Annotated in this window: 17 protein-coding genes; 4 read left to right on the forward strand and 13 right to left on the reverse strand. The window is 67.6% G+C overall.

Features of this window, described 5'->3' with window-relative positions; all coding sequences use genetic code 11:
- Positions 1–28 precede the first annotated feature (28 nt).
- From BU124_RS10450 to pyrC, 8 genes are all read right to left on the reverse strand, one after another.
- Entirely contained in the window at positions 29–487 is a 459-nt protein-coding gene (locus BU124_RS10450; protein WP_084863493.1) for a paraquat-inducible protein A, read from the reverse strand.
- Complete coding sequence (locus BU124_RS14585) at positions 477–1,019, reverse strand: hypothetical protein (protein WP_143529953.1); 543 nt, start codon at positions 1,017–1,019, stop codon at positions 477–479. The genes BU124_RS10450 and BU124_RS14585 overlap by 11 nt, the downstream gene beginning before the upstream one ends.
- Positions 1,019–1,765: an ABC transporter ATP-binding protein gene (locus BU124_RS10455; RefSeq protein ID WP_084863495.1), complete on the reverse strand. Its 747-nt coding sequence runs from the start codon at positions 1,763–1,765 to the stop codon at positions 1,019–1,021. The genes BU124_RS14585 and BU124_RS10455 overlap by 1 nt, the downstream gene beginning before the upstream one ends.
- Positions 1,762–2,538 (reverse strand): MlaE family ABC transporter permease, encoded by a 777-nt coding sequence (locus BU124_RS10460; RefSeq protein WP_084863497.1) that lies wholly within the window; start codon positions 2,536–2,538, stop codon positions 1,762–1,764. Before BU124_RS10460 ends, BU124_RS10455 begins: the two co-directional genes overlap by 4 nt.
- On the reverse strand, positions 2,535–3,572 hold the full coding sequence (alr, locus tag BU124_RS10465) for an alanine racemase (RefSeq protein ID WP_084863499.1): 1,038 nt from the start codon (positions 3,570–3,572) through the stop codon (positions 2,535–2,537). The genes BU124_RS10460 and alr overlap by 4 nt, the downstream gene beginning before the upstream one ends.
- Positions 3,573–3,626: 54 nt before the next feature.
- The gene (locus BU124_RS10470; protein ID WP_084863501.1) at positions 3,627–4,037 is read right to left on the reverse strand and encodes a VOC family protein; all 411 of its coding nucleotides are present in this window, start codon (positions 4,035–4,037) and stop codon (positions 3,627–3,629) included.
- Positions 4,037–5,518, reverse strand: a complete 1,482-nt coding sequence (locus BU124_RS10475; protein ID WP_084863505.1) for a replicative DNA helicase — start codon at positions 5,516–5,518, stop codon at positions 4,037–4,039. The genes BU124_RS10470 and BU124_RS10475 overlap by 1 nt, the downstream gene beginning before the upstream one ends.
- A gap of 273 nt (positions 5,519–5,791) precedes the next feature.
- Positions 5,792–6,844, reverse strand: coding sequence for a dihydroorotase (gene pyrC / locus BU124_RS10480; protein ID WP_084863540.1), 1,053 nt, complete (start codon positions 6,842–6,844; stop codon positions 5,792–5,794).
- 197 nt (positions 6,845–7,041) lie between these two features.
- Between pyrC and BU124_RS10485 the strand changes: the two genes are divergently transcribed.
- A complete protein-coding gene (locus BU124_RS10485) occupies positions 7,042–7,227 on the forward strand; it encodes a hypothetical protein (protein WP_179141900.1) in 186 nt (61 codons plus the stop codon).
- A gap of 27 nt (positions 7,228–7,254) precedes the next feature.
- Here the strand turns inward: BU124_RS10485 and BU124_RS10490 are convergent, their stop codons facing one another.
- Both BU124_RS10490 and BU124_RS10495 read right to left on the reverse strand, forming a co-directional pair.
- Positions 7,255–8,223 (reverse strand): hypothetical protein, encoded by a 969-nt coding sequence (locus BU124_RS10490; protein WP_084863509.1) that lies wholly within the window; start codon positions 8,221–8,223, stop codon positions 7,255–7,257.
- 110 nt (positions 8,224–8,333) lie between these two features.
- Positions 8,334–9,548: an acyl-CoA dehydrogenase gene (locus BU124_RS10495; RefSeq protein ID WP_084863511.1), complete on the reverse strand. Its 1,215-nt coding sequence runs from the start codon at positions 9,546–9,548 to the stop codon at positions 8,334–8,336.
- 109 nt (positions 9,549–9,657) lie between these two features.
- Between BU124_RS10495 and BU124_RS10500 the strand changes: the two genes are divergently transcribed.
- The 3 genes from BU124_RS10500 to BU124_RS10510 all read left to right on the forward strand — a co-directional run bounded on the left by BU124_RS10500 (position 9,658) and on the right by BU124_RS10510 (position 13,853).
- Positions 9,658–10,557 carry an AAA family ATPase gene (locus BU124_RS10500; protein ID WP_084863514.1) on the forward strand — a complete coding sequence of 300 codons (900 nt, stop codon included), beginning with the start codon at positions 9,658–9,660 and terminating at the stop codon, positions 10,555–10,557.
- Between the two features lie 166 nt (positions 10,558–10,723).
- Positions 10,724–11,971, forward strand: coding sequence for a vWA domain-containing protein (locus tag BU124_RS10505; protein WP_084863516.1), 1,248 nt, complete (start codon positions 10,724–10,726; stop codon positions 11,969–11,971).
- Positions 11,972–12,035: 64 nt separating this feature from the next.
- The gene (locus BU124_RS10510; RefSeq protein WP_084863518.1) at positions 12,036–13,853 is read left to right on the forward strand and encodes an ABCB family ABC transporter ATP-binding protein/permease; all 1,818 of its coding nucleotides are present in this window, start codon (positions 12,036–12,038) and stop codon (positions 13,851–13,853) included.
- A 105-nt stretch (positions 13,854–13,958) separates the two neighbouring features.
- On the opposite strand, the gene BU124_RS10515 is transcribed toward BU124_RS10510, so the two are convergent.
- The 3 genes from BU124_RS10515 to BU124_RS10525 form a co-directional block, all read right to left on the reverse strand.
- Positions 13,959–14,714, reverse strand: coding sequence for a dienelactone hydrolase family protein (locus tag BU124_RS10515; RefSeq protein WP_084863520.1), 756 nt, complete (start codon positions 14,712–14,714; stop codon positions 13,959–13,961).
- A gap of 98 nt (positions 14,715–14,812) precedes the next feature.
- Positions 14,813–18,592, reverse strand: a complete 3,780-nt coding sequence (locus BU124_RS10520) for an efflux RND transporter permease subunit (RefSeq protein ID WP_084863523.1) — start codon at positions 18,590–18,592, stop codon at positions 14,813–14,815.
- A partial coding sequence (locus BU124_RS10525; protein WP_143529954.1) for an efflux RND transporter periplasmic adaptor subunit occupies positions 18,589–19,455 on the reverse strand: 867 nt, incomplete at its 5' end. The genes BU124_RS10525 and BU124_RS10520, both read right to left, overlap by 4 nt.

The following is a 19,455-nucleotide window of genomic DNA, read 5'->3' on the forward strand; positions in this document are numbered from 1 at the left end:
GTCGCGTGGCCTGTCCATGGCCCGCGCGTCAGCCGCGCATCCGCCGCTCCGTCAGACCCGAGAGGAGGATCGAGGCCAGCACGCAGCCGGTAAAGAGGTATAGCCCCCAGGCGCCCTCGACCTGCGTTCGGCTGACGTCCTTGACCACCACGACGTAGAGCGCGATCAGGAACACATCCGCCATGGCCAGCTTGCCCAACCAGCCCAGTGCGGGCAGCGCGCGGGTATCCAGCAGGCGGAGCTGGACCAGCGCCAGCCCTATGCACTTGAGGTAGGGCGCGAAGAGCGCCAGCGCGGTAACGACGACGGCAAGGAACACGTCGCTGCCCCACAGGCTCTGCAGCCCCGAGACGATGGAAATCTCGCTCAGCCCGAACAGCGGCAACAGCCCGGCGCGCAGCAAGGGCGCGAACCAGGCCACCGGGAAGAGCACCAGCAAGGCCAGGTTCGCAATTTTTAATAACACTAACCCATTTTTATAACGCATCAGACAAGGCTCGGATTTCTATCATGTTGAAGAAAATCACGTCGGCATTGAACGAGCGAAACCGTTTTTCTGGATCGGGGTATCGTGTACGAAACTTTGCACCATCGTCCCGATCATTATGGTAATTATAATTCAGTGCTTTTAACTGCGTGCTCAGAAGATAGTATTCCAGAGGATTTCGGTCGTTGGACTTTGCAAAATCAGAAAATTCTTGTGGTACACTTACGCCATTGAAGCGAATGTAGACGGCTACTTCCGTGCAAATTCTTTCAATTTTATCCGAACAGTCTTTATTAATTTCAGAGTGTAACTTTTCTAAGTCGTGACCAAATTCTCTTATTTTTGTTGGATCATAGCCAAGTTTAAGGAGCATGGCCTTTATGGTGAGCTCGGACGCAAGTCCTAATGTCTGGCTAAACGGGCCCAGTCCGAAGTAAAAATCTGCATTTCTTCCTCCGGTTCCCAAAATCTTCGCTGCACTCAGGTATGCGTCAGCGAAAGATGCCCAATCGTCATAGTTCGCAGCGTCCATCAGCGCACCGCCTCGATCGGCCCCTCGGCGCTGCCGGTGATGAACTGGTGCAGGTAGGGATCGCCGCTGTCGTCCATCTGGGCCACCGGCCCCGACCAGCGCACCTTGCCCGCGTGCAGCATGGCCACGTCGTCGGCGATGGCACGGACGCTGGTCATGTCGTGGGTGATGGTGATGGCCGTCGCGCCCATCTCGGTGACGATCTCGCGGATCAGGTCGTTGATGACGCCCGACATGATCGGGTCCAGCCCCGTCGTGGGTTCGTCGAAGAAGATGATCTCGGGCTCGGCGGCGATGGCGCGGGCCAGGCCGACACGCTTCTGCATCCCGCCGGACAGTTCGGCCGGCAGGCGGTCGGCCACGTCGGCCGACAGCCCGACGCGGCGCAGTTTTTCCACGGCGATCTCTCGCGCCTCGGCCTTGGGCCGCTTGAGGCGGCCGCGCAGCAGGCGAAAGGCGACGTTCTGCCAGACCGGCAGGCTGTCGAACAGCGCCCCGCCCTGGAACAGCATCCCGAAGCGGGCGAGAAAGGCATCGCGGTCGGCGCGGGTCACGTTTTGGCCGTCGACCTCGATGGTGCCGCTGTCGGGCGTGACCAGCCCGAGGATGGACTTGATCAGCACCGACTTGCCGGTGCCCGACCCGCCGATGACCACCATGCTTTCGCCGCGGGGCACGTGCAGATCAACGCCGCGCAGCACCGCGTTGGCGCCGAAGGATTTGTGCAGGTCACTCAGCCGGATCATGCGGAAAAGAACGCCTCTGTCAGCAGGAAGTTCGCCGCCAGGATCAACACCGCGGCGGCCACGACGGAGGTCTTGGTCGCCCGGCCGACGCCCATGGCGCCGCGGTCCGACTGCATCCCGTAATAGCAGCCCATGAGCGCGGCGATGAAGCCGAAGACCGCGCCCTTGGCCAGCGACGAGACGATGTCGAGCCGGGTCAGGAAATCGGCGGTGTTCTGCAGGTAGGCGGCGGCGTTGAAGCCCAGCCGCTCGGTGCCCACCAGAAAGCCGCCCATGATGCCGATGACGTCGCCGATGCCCACCAGCACGGGCATGACCAGCGTCGCCGCCAGCACCCGCGGCAGGGTCAGGTATTTCATCGGGTTGGTGGACAGCGTGACCAGCGCGTCGATCTGTTCGGTCACCTTCATGGTGGCGATCTCGGCGGCGATGCTGGAAGTGACCCGCGCCGCGATCATAAGCCCCACCAGCACCGGGCCAAGCTCGCGCACCATGCCGATGGCCACGATCTGCGGCACCACCGCCTGCGCGTCGAAACGCGAGCCGCCGGCGTAGATCTGCAGCGCCAGCGCGCCGCCGGTGAACAGCGCCGTCAGCCCCACCACCGGCAGCGAGAAATAGCCGATCTGCACCAGCGCATGGCCGAACTCGCGCATGTAGAAGGGCGGGCGCACCAGGTGCGACAGCGTCTGGCCCACGAAAATGGCCAGCCGCCCTATGGCGGCCAGCAGGCCAAGTGTCGCCGCCCCCGTTGCGGCCAGCGCCCGCGTCATGCGCCCGAATACCGGCGCTGGTAGCGGCCGCCCAGCGCGGTCAGCACCTCGTAGCCGATGGTGCCCGACTGGTCGGCGATATCATCCACGGTCTGGTGGGCCGACAGAAGCGACAGGCTGGCAGGCACCTCGTCAAGGTCGGTCACATCCGCGGTGATCAGGTCCATCGACACCCGGCCCACCACCGGCACCGGCTGCGACCCGTGCCACAGCTGCGCCTTGTTGGACAGCACGCGGTGAATGCCGTCGGCATAGCCCGCGCTGACCGTGACCAGCTTTGTGGGCCGCTGCGCCGTCCAGGTGTTGCCGTAGCCCACCGTCTCGCCCTCGGCCACGTCGCGCAGCTGGATCACCGGCAGGTCAAGCTGCACCACCGGCTGGGCATCGGCAAAGGGCAGCCCGCCGTAAAGGCCCACGCCGGGCCGGGTCAGGTCGAAGTGATACTCCGGCCCCATCTGGATGGCCCCCGTCGCCGCCAGCGAGCGCGGCACCTTGATGCCGTCGGTCATCAGGTGGAATTCCTCCAGTTGCTGGCGGTTCATCGGGTGGTCGGGGTCGTCCTGGCAGGCCAGGTGGCTCATCACCAGTTGGCAGTTCTGGCCCAGGGCGATCTCGGCCACGCTGGCCCAGTCCTCGATCTCCATGCCCAGCCGGTTCATGCCGGTGTCCAGCTGAATGCCGAAGGGGTGGTCGGGCAGGCTTTCCAGGTGGCGGGTCAGCTGGCCCACGGTGTTGATCATCGGTGTCAGGCCCATGTCGCCGATCATGTCGGTGTCGCCGCGCATGTGGCCCGAAAACACGCAGATAGTCGGGTTCGGCCCCAGCGCCGCGCGCAGGGCCGCGCCCTCTTCGGCGACGGCGACGAAAAAGGTCTTCGCGCCCGCGCGGGCCAGCGCCCGCGCCACCTTTTCCACCCCCAGCCCGTAGCCGTCGGCCTTGACCACCGCGGCCGTCTCGGCCCCGGTCATCGCGTCCAGCGCCTGCCAGTTGCGGGTCAGCGCGGTCAGGTCGATATTGAGGAATCCGGTCGACATGGGCCGGGTTTTGACAGGTGGCAGTCAGGGGGGCAAGCGCGGTTTTGAAGCCCTTCACACCGGCGGATCGAAGATCTCTACGCCCTTTTCGGGGTGGGCACGGTAATGCGCCAGGCGAGAGGCCAGGTCGCCCGCGTGCACCTCCAGCTTGTGCCCGTCGGGATCGAGGACATAGACGCTGTCGCCCTCGCTGTGGTTCTTCTGCCACTTCGGCAGGTCGGCAAGCCGGTTTTGCAACGCGGCGAAGCTGCCCGGAGCGACATCGAGCGCGATATGGCTGTAATCCGCCGCCGGGGCAGCGGCCCGTGACCGGGCCAAGCAGAGCCACAAGGCCCCAAGTTCGAGATAGGCCCCGTCCGGCCACCGTGCCCGCAAAACCGCGCCCAGCCGATCACGGTAGAAGGCAATGGAACGGTCAAGCGCCGTGCAGGACAGGGTGACGTGGTTGACCCCGGTGATCGCCATCAGCCGAAATCGCCCGCGCCCTGTTGCCACGGCTTGACCAGGTTGCCGAAACGGGTGAACTGGCTTTCGAAGGCGAGCTCAACCGTGCCGATGGGGCCGTGGCGTTGCTTGCCGATGATGACCTCGGCCTTGCCGTGCAGCCGCGCCATGCGTTCCTGCCAGGCGGCCATGTCCTCGAGCTTGTCCTCCGAAGGTTTCTCGCGTTCGACGTAGTATTCCTCGCGGAAGACGAACATCACCACGTCGGCGTCCTGCTCGATCGAGCCGGATTCGCGCAGGTCCGACAGTTGCGGGCGCTTGTCGTCGCGGCTTTCGACCTGGCGCGACAGCTGCGACAGCGCCATGACGGGGATGTCCAGTTCCTTGGCGATGGCCTTGAGGCCCATGGAAATCTCGGCGATCTCCTGGACCCGGTTGTCGGCGGTGCCGCGCATGAGTTGCAGGTAGTCGACGATCAGCAAGTCCAGCCCGTGGGTCCGTTTCAGCCGCCGCGCGCGGGCAGCGACCTGGGAAATCGGCAGGGCCGGCGTGTCGTCGATGAACAGCGGGCAGGCCTCCAGCTCCTTGGCGGCCTCGACGAAGCGGCGGAACTCGGTCTCGTTCATGTCGCCCTGGCGGATCTTGTGGGACGAGATTTCCGAGGCCTCGGCCAGGATGCGGCCTGCGAGCTGCTCGGCGCTCATCTCGAGGCTGAAGAAGCCCACCACGCCGCCGTCGACCGCGCCCTCGGTGCCGTCGGACAGCTTGCCGCGCTTGTAGGCCTTGGCGACGTTGAAGGCGATGTTGGTGGCCAGCGAGGTCTTGCCCATCGAGGGCCGCCCGGCGAGGATCAGCAGGTCCGAGGCGTGCAGCCCGCCCAGCTTGTGGTCCATGTCGGCCAGCCCGGTGGCGACGCCGGCCAGGCCGCCCTCGCGCTGGTAAGCCGCGTTGGCGACGTTAACAGCATCGGTTACAGCCTTGAGAAAGCTTTGAAACCCGCTTTCGGATTGGCCCTGTTCGGCCAGTTGGTATAGCTTTTGTTCGGCCTCGACGATCTGTTCGCCCGGTTCGCTGTCCACGTCCACCCGCGCCGCCTTGGCCGAGATGTCCTGACCGACCTGGATCAGTTCGCGCCGCACGGCCAGGTCGTGGATCATCTGCGCGTAGTCGCGCGCGGCAAAGGCCGAGATCGCCGCCCCGGCCAGCCGCGCGAGATAGGCCGGCCCGCCCAGTTCCCTGAGCCCTTCGTCGTCCTCGAGGAAGGCCTTGAGCGTCACCGGCGAGGCCAGGGCGTTCTTCTGGATGCGCGCGGCGGCGGTCTCGAAGATGCGGGCATGGACCGGGTCGTAGAAGTGTTCGGGCCGAACGATCGCGGCGACGCGGTCGAAGACGTCGTTGTTGGTCAGGATCGCGCCCAGCAGTTGCTGCTCGGCCTCGATGGAATGGGGCAGGCTGGCCCCGTCGCTGCCGCCGCTGGCGTTGAAAGTGCTGATCTCGTTCATGCGCGCGCCCCCGATTCCCGCTGTGCTGTCCCAGACCCCGGGGTGTAGCGGCCGCAAGGGCCGCGCGCCATCTGCAAAACGCTGGGGATGGCCTGTGGACAGGACGCGTCTCACCCCATCGCTGACGACGCTATTAGCACATATGGTGGGCGCTTGTTCAAGTGGCGCAACATCGGAGCGGCGCCGCTGGCCCCCGCCTCGGGACAGCGCAGCATTGCTCCACAGGTTATCCCGAGGAAATCGGACTTGTCCCCCGGCGGCCGGCCGCCGCTGTCAGCCCGCGACGCGCCAGTGCAGCGGAAAGCCGGGATCGAACACGGTGACAGGGCCTTCGCCGGTTTCGATCCTGTCGGGATAGGCGACGGGATCGCCCTTGACCAGCGTGATCGTTTCCGCGTTGACCGGCAGGTCGTAAAAACGCGGCCCGTTGCGCGAGGTGAAGGCCTCCAACTGGCCGAGCTTGCCGGCGGCATCGAACACCTCGGCCAGGCAGGACAGGGTGTTGGGCGCGGTGAAACAGCCCGCACAGCCGCAGGGCTGCAGCTTGTTGGCCTCGGTGTGCGGGGCGCTGTCGGTGCCCAGGAAAAAGCGCCGGTCGCCGCTGGTGGCGGCCTGCACCAGCGCGATGCGGTGGGCCTCGCGCTTGGCCACGGGCAGGCAATAGTAATGCGGCTTGATGCCACCCACCAGGATGTCGTTGCGGTTAATGATCAGGTGGTGCGTGGTGATCGTGGCGGCCAGGCCACGCGGCGTGTCGCGGACGTAATCCACCGCGTCCTGTGTGGTGACATGTTCCATGACCACGCGCAGATCGGGCGTCTTCTTGCGGATCGGCTTCAGCACCTTGTCGATGAACACCGCCTCGCGGTCGAAGATGTCCACCTCGGGATGCGTGACCTCGCCGTGCACGCAGAGCGGACAGCCGATCTCGGCCATCTTCTCCAGCACCGGGCGGACCTTGTCGAAATCGCGCACGCCGCTGGCCGAATTGGTGGTGGCCCCGGCGGGGTAGAGCTTAACGGCCGTGATCAGCCCCGCGGCATGGGCGCGGGCCACGTCCTCGGGGTCTGTCTCCTCGGTTAGGTAGAGCGTCATCAGCGGTGTGAAATCGCTGCCCGCGGGCAGGGCGGCCAGGATGCGGTCGCGGTAGGCGGCGGCCTGGGCCCCGGTGACCACGGGCGGCGCCAGGTTGGGCATGATGATCGCCCGGGCGAAATGGGCGGCGCTGTGGGGCAGCACCGCCCGGAGCATCTCGCCGTCGCGCAGGTGCAGGTGCCAATCGTCGGGGCGACGGATCGTCAGCCGGGTCGGGTCGGGTTTGGTCATGTCTGGGGAATACACCGTCGCGCCGGCGCTTTCCAGCGTCATCGTGGTGGGTCTTGACCGGCGCCCCGACCTGCCCACATCTGCGTGAAACGGAGGATCGGATGGTCGGTTTCATTTTTGCGTTTCTGGCGGGGTTTTTGACCCCGCACGTTGAGCCGGCGCTCGCACAGCCCCTCGCGCGCGCCCTGTCGCGCCACATGCCGGTTGAGGCGGGCGAGACGCGCGTTCTGGCCCTTCTCGTGGCGCTGGCCGGGGCGGGGGTGCTTTGCGCGCTGTTCGACACCGGGTCGCCGCTGGGCCTGGTGATCGGTGGCGGGCTGGGGTATTTCGCCCTGCGCCTGCTCGCCGCGGCGCAAAAGGCGCTGGAGACGCGCGGAAAATGACACGCGCCGTGCGCGCGGCCCCGCGCCTCAGGCGTTTTCGGTGCCCTGCTCGGCCTGTTCGGCCCGTTCGGCCTGTCGGGCCTCGATTCGGGCCAGGCGCTTGGCGAAGAGCGGCCGGTTGGTGTCGCGCAGCACGAAGCGGCACAGCCGGGCCAGCAGGCCTTCGCGATCGTCCTCATCCAGTTGGTGGAACAGGTTGCGCAGGTAGGGCAGGTGACGCTGGCGCTGGCGCCACACTCGGCTGAAGCTGACGATATCGAGCCTGTCCCCCATGGCCGCGTCGATCAGGTCGTCCAGCACCCCCATGACCGACAAAGGGCGTTCGGGGGTGCGGCCCAGATGCGGCGTGCGCAGCAGCAGCGTGTTGGGCGCGGCGAAAAGGGTCGCGTGCATGGCGTCTTCGGGCACCAGCGGATCGTGGATGATCCAGGCCCGGCTGGCGGTTTCGAGCATGTCGGGGGCATAGCCGAACCGGCTGGTGAAGTCCTTGGCGCGCTGCCCGAGAAAGCGGCGGTCCCACCCCGCGCGGGCCGGGTCCAGCGTGGCCTGCGGGCGGATGGCCAGAACCCGGGCCTCGGGGGCGGCTACCGAGTAGGCGGCCGCGGCGTAGCCCGCCCCGCCGGCGCCGTAGAACAGCACCTCCTCGAACTCGTCGAAATAGCCATCGTCGATCAAACGGTCGAAGAAGGCATGGACGGCTGCGTCGCGAAACCAGTTCTCGGGGTCGTTGGCCAGAAAGGTCAGGGTCGACCAGCCCCGCTCGCGCGCCACCAGCCAGCCGCGCGGGGCGGCCTCGGGGTGGAACTTGCGCGCCGCGGGCACGTTCTCGAAACTCACCAGCAGGCGCGGACCATCGTCGATCTGCGCAGCCAGGTAGCGCCCGCCCAGCAGCGTGCACTGGCCGAGGGCGTTGCCCAACTCCTCGACGCGGGCGTGCCAGGCGTCGGGGTCCAGTCCCTCCAGCTGCAGGTCGAACAGGTCGTTATGGTCGGCCATCGGTCCTCGTCCCGGTTGCGCCAGCGTTGTGGCGTCCGTCTGTGATGACGTGGCTATGCGGCCAGAATTTGCAAGTCCTGCGCCATTTTGGCGATTGCGCGGGGCGGCGCCTAGAAAAACGCCTGCAGGCCGGTCTGCGCCCGCCCCAGGATCAGCGCGTGAACGTCATGCGTGCCTTCGTAGGTGTTCACGGTCTCCAGGTTGATCATGTGGCGAATCACGTCGTAGTCGCCCGCTATGCCGTTGCCGCCGTGCATATCGCGGGCCTGGCGCGCGACATCCAGCGCCTTGCCGCAGTTGTTGCGCTTCATCAGGCTGATGCTCTCGGGCGCGGCCGCGCCCGCCTCCATCAGGCGGCCCAGTTGCAGCGCTCCCTGCAGGCCCAGCGCGATCTCGGTCTGCATGTCGGCCAGCTTCTTCTGGAACAACTGGGTTTGCGCCAGAGGCCGGCCGAACTGGCGCCGCTCCAGCCCGTATTGGCGCGCGGCGTGCCAGCAGGCCTCGGCCGCGCCCATCACGCCCCAGCTGATGCCGTAGCGCGCGCGGTTGAGGCAGCCGAACGGACCCTTGAGGCCAGCGACCCCGGGCAGCAGCGCGTCCTCGCCGACCTCGACGCCGTCCATGACGATCTCGCCGGTGACCGAGGCGCGCAGGCTGAGCTTGCCCTCGATCTTGGGCGCCGAGAGGCCCGGCATCCCGGCCTCCAGGACGAAACCGCGGATCTTGCCGTCATGGGCCTCGGACCGGGCCCAGACGATGAAGACATCCGCCAGCGGGCTGTTGGAAATCCAGGTCTTGGTCCCGGTCAGCCGATAGCCCGTCTGCGTCTCCTCGGCACGCGTTGTCATACCGGCCGGGTCGCTGCCCGCCCCGGGTTCGGTCAGCCCGAAACAACCGATCAGGTCGCCGCTGGCCAGGCCGGGCAGGAACTTCTGCTTCTGCGCCTCGCTTCCGTAGGCATGGATCGGGTACATCACAAGGCTGGACTGCACCGACATCATCGAGCGGTAGCCCGAATCGACCCGCTCGATTTCGCGCGCGACCAGCCCGTAGGTGACGTAGCCGGCACCCAGCCCGCCGTGGTCCTCGGGGACGGTTACGCCCAGCAGGCCGGCCGCGCCCATGGCACGGAAGACGGCCGGGTCAGCGGCCTCCAGCGCGTAGGCGTCACGCACCCGCGGCTGCAGTGCGTCCTGCGCGAAGGTCCGGGCCGCGTCGCGCAGCATGCGTTCGTCCTCGGTCAGCTGCCCCTCCAGCCGAAGCGGATCGGACCAGTCGACGGGGCTTAGGTCGGGGCCGAAGCCGGGTGCGCTGGGGTCGGTCATCTGGCTCTCCTGTTCGTGCGCAGTATGGCCTAGCGCGAAGCCCCTCGCAGGGCAATGCGTCGCTTGACCCCGGCCCCGTGCCATGCAGCAATGCCGGAAAGGAGGCGTCATGGACAGCATAGACGAGGTGCAAACGGCCCTGGCCGCGCAGGATTACGTCTGCGGACGGGCGCTGGCGACGGTCGTTTTCCTGTCGCTCAAACTGGGCCGGCCGCTGTTCCTGGAAGGCGAGGCCGGCACCGGCAAGACCGAGATCGCCCGCGCCATCGCCGCCGCGCTGGGCCGCGACACGATCCGTCTGCAATGCTACGAGGGGCTGGACGCCGCCAGCGCGGTCTACGAGTGGAACTTTCCCGCCCAGATGATCGCCATCCGCGCCGCCGAGGCCGCGGGCAGTGCCGACGAGGGCGTGCCGCATCGCGCGCTCTTCTCCGATGACTTCCTGATCGAACGCCCGCTGTTGCAGGCCATGCGCCCGCACGCGGCCGGCCCGCCGGTCCTGCTGATCGACGAGATCGACAGGACGGATGAACCCTTCGAGGCCTTCCTGCTGGAGGCGCTGTCGGAGTTCCAGGTGACGATCCCCGAACTGGGCACCATCCGGGCGCCCGAACCGCCCATCGTCATCCTGACGTCGAACCGCACGCGCGAAGTGCACGACGCGCTCAAGCGGCGCTGCCTCTATCACTGGGTGGACTACCCCGGTTTCGATCGAGAGATGGACATCCTGCAGGCCCGCGCCCCCGAGGCGACCGAGGCGCTGAGCCGCGAGATCGTCGCCTTCGTCCAGCGGCTGCGCCGCGAGGACCTGTTCAAGCGCCCCGGCGTGGCCGAGACCATCGACTGGGCCAAGTGCCTGCTGGCGCTGGATGCCATCGACCTGTCGCCCCAGGTCATCGCCGACACCCTCGGCGCGGTGCTGAAATACCAGGACGACATCGCCCGCCTCGAAGGCTCCGAGGCGAAACGCATCCTCGAGGAAGCCCGCGCCGAGCTGTCCCCGGCGTGATGCCTCTTCTGGCCCAAAATATCCCGGGGGGTCGCTATTGTTGCGCCATTGGTCCGAGCGACAATGGCGACGGGCAGAGCCCCCAAGAAGGTGTCGAGGCGGGTCGACATTGTTGCGCCATTTGTCCGAGTGACACTGGCGACGGGCAGAGCCGCGGACATCCGTGATGCCGGATCATCCACCCCTAGACCTGCCCGAGGACGGCAAGCTAGCGCGCAACATCACCCATTTCGCCCGCGCGCTGCGCCGCGCCGGGCTGCCCGTGGGGCCGGGGCGGGTGATCGACGCGGTGCGCGCGGTGCAGGTGGCCGGCTTCACCGAGAAACAGGATTTCTACTGGACGCTGCAGGCCTGTTTCTGCTCGCGGCCCGACCACGCCCGCGTCTTCGCGCAGGTCTTTCGCCTGTATTGGCGTGACCCGCAATTTCTCGACCACATGATGTCGATGATTCTGCCCGCGGTGCGCGGCGTGCAAGAGGAGGACCTGGCCAGGCCGGCCGAGAAACGCGCCGCCGAGGCGCTGCTCGACGGGATCGCGCCGGACCGGCCCGCGCCGGAGGACGCGCCCGAGGACAGCCTGATCGAGATCGACGCCTCGGCCACGATCTCGCCCGAGGAACGCCTGCGGACCCTGGATTTCGAACAGATGAGCACGCAGGAAATGGCGCAGGCCCGGCGGATGCTGGCGGGCCTGAGGCTGCCGGTGCGCCCGGTGAAATCGCGCCGCACCGAGGCGCTGGCCGGGCCGCTGCCCGACTGGCGCCGCACCATGCGCCGCGCCATGCGCCAGGGCGGCGAGATCCGTGCATTCGAGACCCGGCGCCGGCGCATCCGCCCGCCCGACCTCGTGGTGCTGTGCGACATATCGGGGTCGATGTCGCAGTATTCGCGCGCGGTGCTGCACTTCGTCCACGCCGTCAGCAACGCGCCGGGCCAGGGCTGGGGCCGGGTTCATGCCTTCACCTTCGGCACGCGGCTGACCAACATCACCCGGCACATGCGCGCCCGCGACGTCGACCAGGCGCTGGCCGATGCCGGGGCCGAGGCGCAGGACTGGGAGGGTGGCACCCGCATCGCCGCCTGCCTGCATGATTTCAACCGCGACTGGTCGCGCCGGGTGCTGGGGCAGGGGGCGGTGGTGCTGCTGGTCACCGACGGGCTCGACCGTGACCCCGAGGGCGCGCTGGGCCCGGCGGCCGAACGCCTGGCACTGTCCTGCCGCCGGCTGATCTGGCTCAACCCGTTGCTGCGCTGGGCCGACTTCGCGCCCCGCGCCCGCGGCATCCGGCAGATCCTGCCGCATGTCGACAGTTTCCGCGCGGGCCACAACATCGCCGCGCTCGAGGGGCTGGCGGCGGCCCTGTCCGACCCGGACGAGACCGGAGAGAAACGCCGCCTGATGCAGATGATCTGATCCGCGCTCTGGTCATTGCCGCCCGGGGGGCCTACCTGTGGGCGCGCAGGACAAGGACCGCCCCATGCGCCGCACCACCCCGCCCGGATCATCCGATGACGACCCGCCCATCGAGGGCTGGAACGTCGTGCTGCGCGTGGCCCCCTACCTCTGGCCCGCGGACAAGCCTTGGGTGAAACGCCGCGTGGTGCTGGCGCTTGCCGCCCTCGTCGCCTCCAAGCTGGTCGCCGTGGTGGGGCCGATGCTCTACAAGCTGGTGGTCGACACGCTCTCGGGCGAGGCGGGTGATGCGATGCTGCTGGCGCTTGGCGCGGTGGGGCTGACCGTGGCCTACGGCATGGCGCGGCTGATGACGAACGGGTTTCAGCAGCTGCGCGACGTGATCTTCGCCAAGGTCGGCCAGCGGGCGCTGCGTCAACTGGCGCTGGAGACCTTCACCCATATCCATCGGCTGTCGCTGCGCTATCACATCACCCGCAAGACCGGCGGGCTGAGCCGCATCATCGAGCGCGGCGTCAAGGGCGTGGACTTCCTGCTGCGCTTTCTGCTGTTCAGCATAGGGCCGCTGATCCTGGAATTGCTGATGATCGCGGTGATCCTGTTGTGGCACTTCGGCTTCAGCTACCTCGGTGTCGTGGCGGTGACCATCGCCATCTACATCTGGTTCACCTTCAAGGTGACCGAGTGGCGCGTGCGCATCCGAAAGGAGATGAACGCCCAGGACACCGACGCCAACCAGAAGGCCATCGACAGCCTGCTGAACTTTGAGACGGTCAAGTATTTCGGCGCCGAGGAACGCGAGGCGGGCCGCTACGATCAAGCCATGGCGCTTTACGAAACGGCGGCGCTCAAGACAGCCTACACGCTGGGCCTGCTCAACTTCGGCCAGGCCTTCGTGATCACCGCGGGGCTGGTGGCGGTCATGGTCATGGCCGCCTTCGGGGTGCAGAACGGCACGCTGACCACGGGCGATTTCGTGATGGTCAATGCCTACATGATCCAGATCACCATGCCGCTGAACTTCCTCGGGTCGGTCTACCGCGAGATCCGCCAGGCCATGGTCGACATGGCCGAGATGTTCGACCTGCTGGAACAGCCCCCCGACGTGGCCGACCGGCCCGGCGCGACCGCGCTGCAGGTCAGCGACGGTGCGGTGACCTTCGACTCGGTGACCTTCGGGTATGACGACCGGGCGATCCTGCGGGACGTCTCGCTGTCGGTAGGCGCGGGGGAAACGGTGGCGCTGGTGGGCTCCTCGGGGTCGGGCAAGTCCACCATCGGGCGGCTGCTGTTCCGGTTCTACGACGTCTCGGGCGGGGCCATCCGCATCGACGGGCAGGATATCCGCGACGTCACCCAGGACAGCCTGCACGCCGCCATCGGCGTGGTGCCGCAGGACACGGTGCTGTTCAACGACACGATCCGCTACAACATCGCCTACGGCAGGGACGGCGCGCGCGAGGACGAGATCGTGGCCGCGGCCCGGTCGGCCAAAATCCACGACTTCATTGTAGGCCTGCCCGAGGGCTACGACACCCAGGTGGGCGAGCGCGGCCTGAAGCTGTCGGGTGGCGAGAAACAGCGCGTGGGCATCGCCCGGACCCTGCTGAAGAACCCGCCGATCCTGCTGCTGGACGAGGCGACCAGCGCGCTGGACACCGATACCGAGCGCGAGATCCAGTCGGAACTGCGGGCCATGAGCGAGGGCCGAACGGTGCTGACAATCGCCCACCGGCTGTCGACCATCGCCGATGCCGACAGGATCGTCGTGTTGGAACAGGGCGAGATCGTCGAGACCGGCACCCACGAGGCGCTGCTGGCGCGTGGCGGCCGCTACGCCCGGCTCTGGGCGCGGCAACAGGCCGAGGACGCGGCGGCCTGAGGCGGGACGGCGGGTCGGCCGCTGCTTGCCGGGGCTTGCGCCCCGTCAAGGGCGCCCCGCCCGCCGTCCCGCGGCGGCATCGCTCCAACGACGCTTACGCGGGCCTCAGAGCTGCGCGTCGAGGAACCCCATCAGGGCGTCCCAGCTGCCGGTGTCGGCGGCGAGGTCATAGTCGCGCGACCCCCAGACGGTGAAGGAATGGCGCGCCCCGCCGAAAAGCTGGGCATCGTGTTCGACGCCGGCGTCAAGCATTTCACCGACGACCTGCGCCAGGTCGGCCGGGCCGGAAACCGGGTCGGCCGTGCCGTGCAAAAGCAGGACAGGGGCCGTGGTCATGGAATAGTCCTGTCCCTCGGGCGTTCCCAGCCCGCCGTGGAAGGACACGAAGCCGTCGATATCCATCCCCGCCCGGGCCGCTTCGAGGGTGGCGGCGCCGCCGAAGCAGTAGCCCATGAGGATGATGTCGTTACCGACGCCGTCCAGCTCTTGCGCGGCCGCGAGGGACCCCGACAGGCGCGCGCGGAAGAGGTCGCGGTCGGCGTAGAGCGCGCCCGAACGGGCCTGGTTTTCTTCCATGTTGGTGGGTCGGTTGGTCTTGCCGTAGACGTCGATGGCCACGGCCGTATAGCCCTGCGCGGCCAGCATGTCGGCGCGCTGTTTCTCGTAGGCGGTCAGCCCGTCCCAATCGTGCACGATCAGGACGGTGCCTTCCGTCTCGGGCAGGTCGGTGTTGCGGGCGACGTATCCTTCGAAGACCGTGCCGTCCACTTCGTAGTCGAACGGCTGGCCGGCCAGGTCGGCGGCGGCGGGCGATGCAACGGCAAGGCCGAGGGCGAGCGTACTGGTGACGGTGCGGATCATGCAAACCTCCTTGTTTTCGACGAAACAGAAGATAGCCCGTTTCGCCACGGTTCAACGTCCGGCGCCGGCGGCCGGCGGGCGCCCGCCGATGTCCCGGGCTATTCCGCCGCGCGCAGGGGTGGCGGGGTGACTTCGACCACCGGATCGGCCTCGGGGGTCGTGAACCGCTCGAATTCCGACCACTGGATTTCCGGCACCTGTGCCCGGCGCGCCTCGCGCTCCAGCGCCCAGTCGCGGGCCAGGCGGCTGCCGCGCCCCGCCCCCAGCTTGGCCAGGCCCTGCGCCGCCCAGCGGGCATAGGTCGTCACCCAGACGCGCAGCGCCAGCATCGAGGGGGTGAAGACCAGGGTCAGCACCGTGGCGATGCCCAGCCCGAAGACCACCGCCGTGGCCAGCTGTTTCCACCACAAGGCCGTTGGGCTGTCGATCGAATAGCCCCCCGCGAAGAAATCCAGCGACAGGCCGAACATCATCGGCGCAAGGCCCGCCATGGTGGTGGTCGTGGTCAGCAACACAGGGCGAATGCGGTCCTCGGCGGTGCGGGTGATCGCCTCGGCGCGGGGCATGTATTTCGCGTAGTCCTGGTAGGTGTCGATCAGCACGATATTGTTGTTCACCACGATCCCCGCGAGGGCCACGATGCCCGTGCCCGTCATGATGATCGAGAAGGGCTGGTCCATGACCAGCATCCCGATCAGCACGCCGGTGGTCGACAGAATCACCGCCAGCAGCACCAGCGTGGCGTTGTAGAAGCTGTTGAACTGCGCCAGCAGGATGATGAACATCAGCCCCAGCGCCCCGGCAAAGGCGGTCTGCAGGAATTCCTGGCTTTCGGCCTGGTCCTGCTGGTCGCCGGTCCATTTCCAGGTCACGCCCTCGGGCAGGGGGTCTTCCGTTTCCAGCCACTCGGTCAGGGTGGCGATGCGCTCGTTGCCGTTTATGACCTCGGGGCGGGCGGTACCGTCGTTCAGGGCCTGCTGAACCGCCGACAGGCTCTGGGCGGTGGCGAGCGACACCCGTTCGTAGGTGGTGCCATCGGTCGTCTCGACGGTGCGGGCGGCCTCGGCCTGCGCGTCCTCGGGTAGTTCGCGGAAGGTGCCCAGTGTGGTGGGTCCGCCATCGGGTCCGTCGGTGACGAATTGCACCAGCCCCTCGACCACGCCGGCCTTGACGTCGAAGTAGCGTTGCTGGCCGACACGATCGATCTGGCCGAGCTTCTCGACCGGCTGGCGGCTTATGAAGTTGGACAGCGGGATCAGCCCGTCGGGCGTTCTCACCCGCAGGCTGTCGAGCGTCGAAAGAAGGCGGTCCTCGCGCGGCAGGCGCACGCGAATCTCGATCTCTTCGTCACTGGCCTGCGGGGTGTAGGTGTCGAGCAGCAGCCCGCGGGTGACAAGCTGCACCATGCCGCCGACGGTGGCGACATCCGCGCCGTAGCGCCCGGCCGCCTCGGTGTCGACGTCGATCTCCCAGTCGATGCCGGGCAGGGGGCGGCTGTCCTCGACCTGGGTCAGGCCGAGGGTCCGGTCGAAGCGGTCGCGGGCGATGGCCGCCGCCTGCTTGAGCGTTTCCCAGTCCGCGCCGGTCAGGCGCAGGTGCACGGGCTTGGAACTGGCCGGCCCGCGCGAGAGGTTGAGGATCTCGGCCCGCACGCCGGGCATCTGGTCGAGCTTGGCCTGGATCTGGTCCATCACCACGTCGCCGTCGAGCTGCGCCAGCGGCACGTCGTTCTCGCGGGCGTGGGCCGGGCGGTCCTCCCAGGGGACCATTTCCACCTGAAGCTGGCCGATGGAATCGCGCGGGCCTTCGCCGCCACCGGTGTTCTGGTTCAGCCCGCCCTCGCCGGCGAAGGCGAAGACCGAGTCGATGCCCGGCTGGTTCAGGACGATCTTTTCGGCCCGTTCGACGAGGTCGTCCTTTTCCTCGATCGAGAGGTTGCCGCGGGCCTGAACGTAGACGATGGCCTGTTCGGGTTCGGTCTGGGCGAAGAACTCGACACCGTTGTTGTTGGCCCCGAAATACGTGAAGGTCCAGACAACGAAGGCGCCGATGGCAGCGATCGACACGATCGGCATGACCGGGTTGCCCGAAATGGCATTTATCAGGTGGCCGAAGGGGCTGCGCCGATAGCCGGCGCTGATGCGCCGCGGCGCGCGGGTGATCTTGGCCGCGCTCACGGTGACGGCCAGCGCCACGCAGGAGGCCAGGAACAGCGCAATCCCGGGCAGCGAAGCGACAAGCCCGTCGGTCTGCACGGCGCGGGCGCCGAAATAGCCGGGGTTCAGCGTCAGCATGGCGCCGGCGTAGGTCATCAGCACCGCCGGGATCACCAGGGCGGCGCGCACCACCCAGGGCAGGCCGGCGCGCAGCGCGTCGGACCAGCGCCCAAAAACCCGGCTCATGCGGCCGGTCACGCCGCCCATGACCGGCAGGTAGATCAGCGCCACGATCAGAGAGGCCGTCAGCACGAAGATGATCGTCACCGGCAGCATCCCCATGAACTCGCCCGCCACGCCGGGCCAGAACAGCATCGGCAGGAAGGCACAGAGCGTGGTGGCGGTGGAACTGATGATGGGCCAGAACATGCGCTTGGCCGCCTCGACATAGGCGTGCATCGGGCCGGTGCCCTCGGCAATGCGCTTGTCGGCGTATTCCACGACGACGATGGCCCCGTCCACGAGGATGCCCACGGCCAGGATCAGGCCGAACATGATGATGTTTGAAATGGTGATGTCCATCACCGCGAAGAGCGCGAAACACAACAGGAAGGATGTCGGGATGGCAAAGCCAACCAGCAGCGCCGGGCGGATGCCCAGCGCGGCCAGCACCACGATCATGACCAGCGCGACGGCCGTCAGCACCGAGCCTTCCAACTGGCTGACCATAGAGGCGACGACGCGGCTCTGGTCGTTGGAATAGCCCACCTCGACGGCCTGGCGCAGGTCGGCGGGCCAGTCGGCCACGGCCGCGTCGACGGTGGTGCGCACCTCGTCGGCGGTGTCGATCAGGTTGAAGCCCTTGCGCTTGACCACCTGCAGCGCCACCGTGGTGGTCCCGTTGAAGCGTGCGGTGCTGACCCGGTCTTCGAAGGTGGGGCGGATCTCGGCCAGATCGCCCAGGGTGACCACGCGGTCGCCGTTCGTGCGCACGGGCAGCGAATAGACGTCGCGCGCCTCGTCGAAGGACGAGGGCACCTTGACCGAGAAGTCGCCCTGTTCGCTGCTGACCTCGCCCGCGGCGACCAGCATGTTGTTCTGCTGGACCGTGTTGATCAAGTCGTTGGCGGTGACGTTGTAGCTTTCCAGCTTGAGCGGGTCGATGACGACTTCCAGCATTTCCTCGCGCTGGCCGGTCAGCTGCGCCTCGAGCACCGCGTCGATCCCCTCGACCTCGTCCTGAAGGCGCTCGGCCACGTCGATCAGGGTCCGCTCGGGCACTTCGCCGGTTAGGTTGACGATGATGATGGGGAACTCGGAAAAGTTGATCTCGTTGATGGAATACTGGTCGGCGCCGTCGGGGAATTGCCCTTCGGCGCTGTTCATGGCGTCGCGGACGTCGGCCATGGTGCGCGACTTGTCCCAGCCGAACTCGAACTCCAGCGCAACGCCGGCGTATCCCTCGGCGGCGGTGGACGACATCGTGTCAAGCCCGTCGATATCCTGCAGCTCGGACTCCATGGGCTTGACCAGCAGGGTCTCGGCATCCTCGGCCGAGATGCCGGGGAAGGGGACCGACACGAACAGCGCCGGGATCTCGATATCCGGCTCGCCCTCTTTGGGCAGGCCCACGTAGGACGCGCCCCCCGCCGCGAGCGAGAGGACGATGAAGGCGATGATCATGCGGGCGTGGTTGGCCGCCCAGTCGACGATACCGGTCATCCGTTCGCCTCTCTGTAGGTGGGTGCGACGGGCACGCCGTCACGGACGTATTCCTGGCCTACGACGATCACGTCCACGCTGTCGGGCAAGCCTGTCACGAGGACCCCCTGGGCCGTGTCGCGCAGCACGGTGACCGGCAGGAACCGGGCGACGTCCGCATCGTCGACCACGCGCACGCCAATGTCGCCGTCGTCGTTCAGTGTCATCGAGGAGGCGGCCAGCCGGTGCGCCGATCGCCCCTCGGCCTCGATCAGGATTTCGGCGGTCTGACCGTCGCGGACATCGAGGTCGGGGTTGGGCACCTCGATTTCGACGCGGAAGGTGCGGGTGGCCGGATCGGCCGAGCGCGACAGGAAGGTCACCGGCCCCTGTACGCGGTCGCCGCTGCTCAGTTCGGCGCCCGCCATCGCGCCGGTCTCGACCTTGGCGACATCGGCCTCGGGGACGAAGCCGACCAGCTTGATCGGGTCGAGCTGGATCACCGTGGCGCAGGGGCTGCCCGGTTGCATCAAGCTGCCCAGTTCGGCGGTGTCGCTTTCCAGCAGGCCCGCGAAGGGGGCGGTGATGTCCAGGCGCTCCAGTTCGCGCTCGGCGGCGGCCACCGCGGCCTGCGCGGACTGGATGCCGGCGCGGGCGGCCTCGACCCCGGCCTTGGCGCCCTCGACGCTGGCCTCGGCGCTGGAAATGCCGGCCTGCGCGCCCTCGACGGCCGCCTCGGCCGAGGTCAGCCCGGCGCGGGCCGAGGCCAGCGCCGCCTCGGCATTGGCCAGCCGCGTTTCCGAGGCGAACCCGTCCTCGGAAAGCCGCGCGGCGGCATTCTGGTTGATGCGCGCTTCCTCGAGCCGGGCCTCGGCCTCGGTCCG

The sequence above is a fragment of the Salibaculum halophilum genome (assembly GCF_002094885.1).
Taxonomy (GTDB): domain Bacteria; phylum Pseudomonadota; class Alphaproteobacteria; order Rhodobacterales; family Rhodobacteraceae; genus Salibaculum; species Salibaculum halophilum.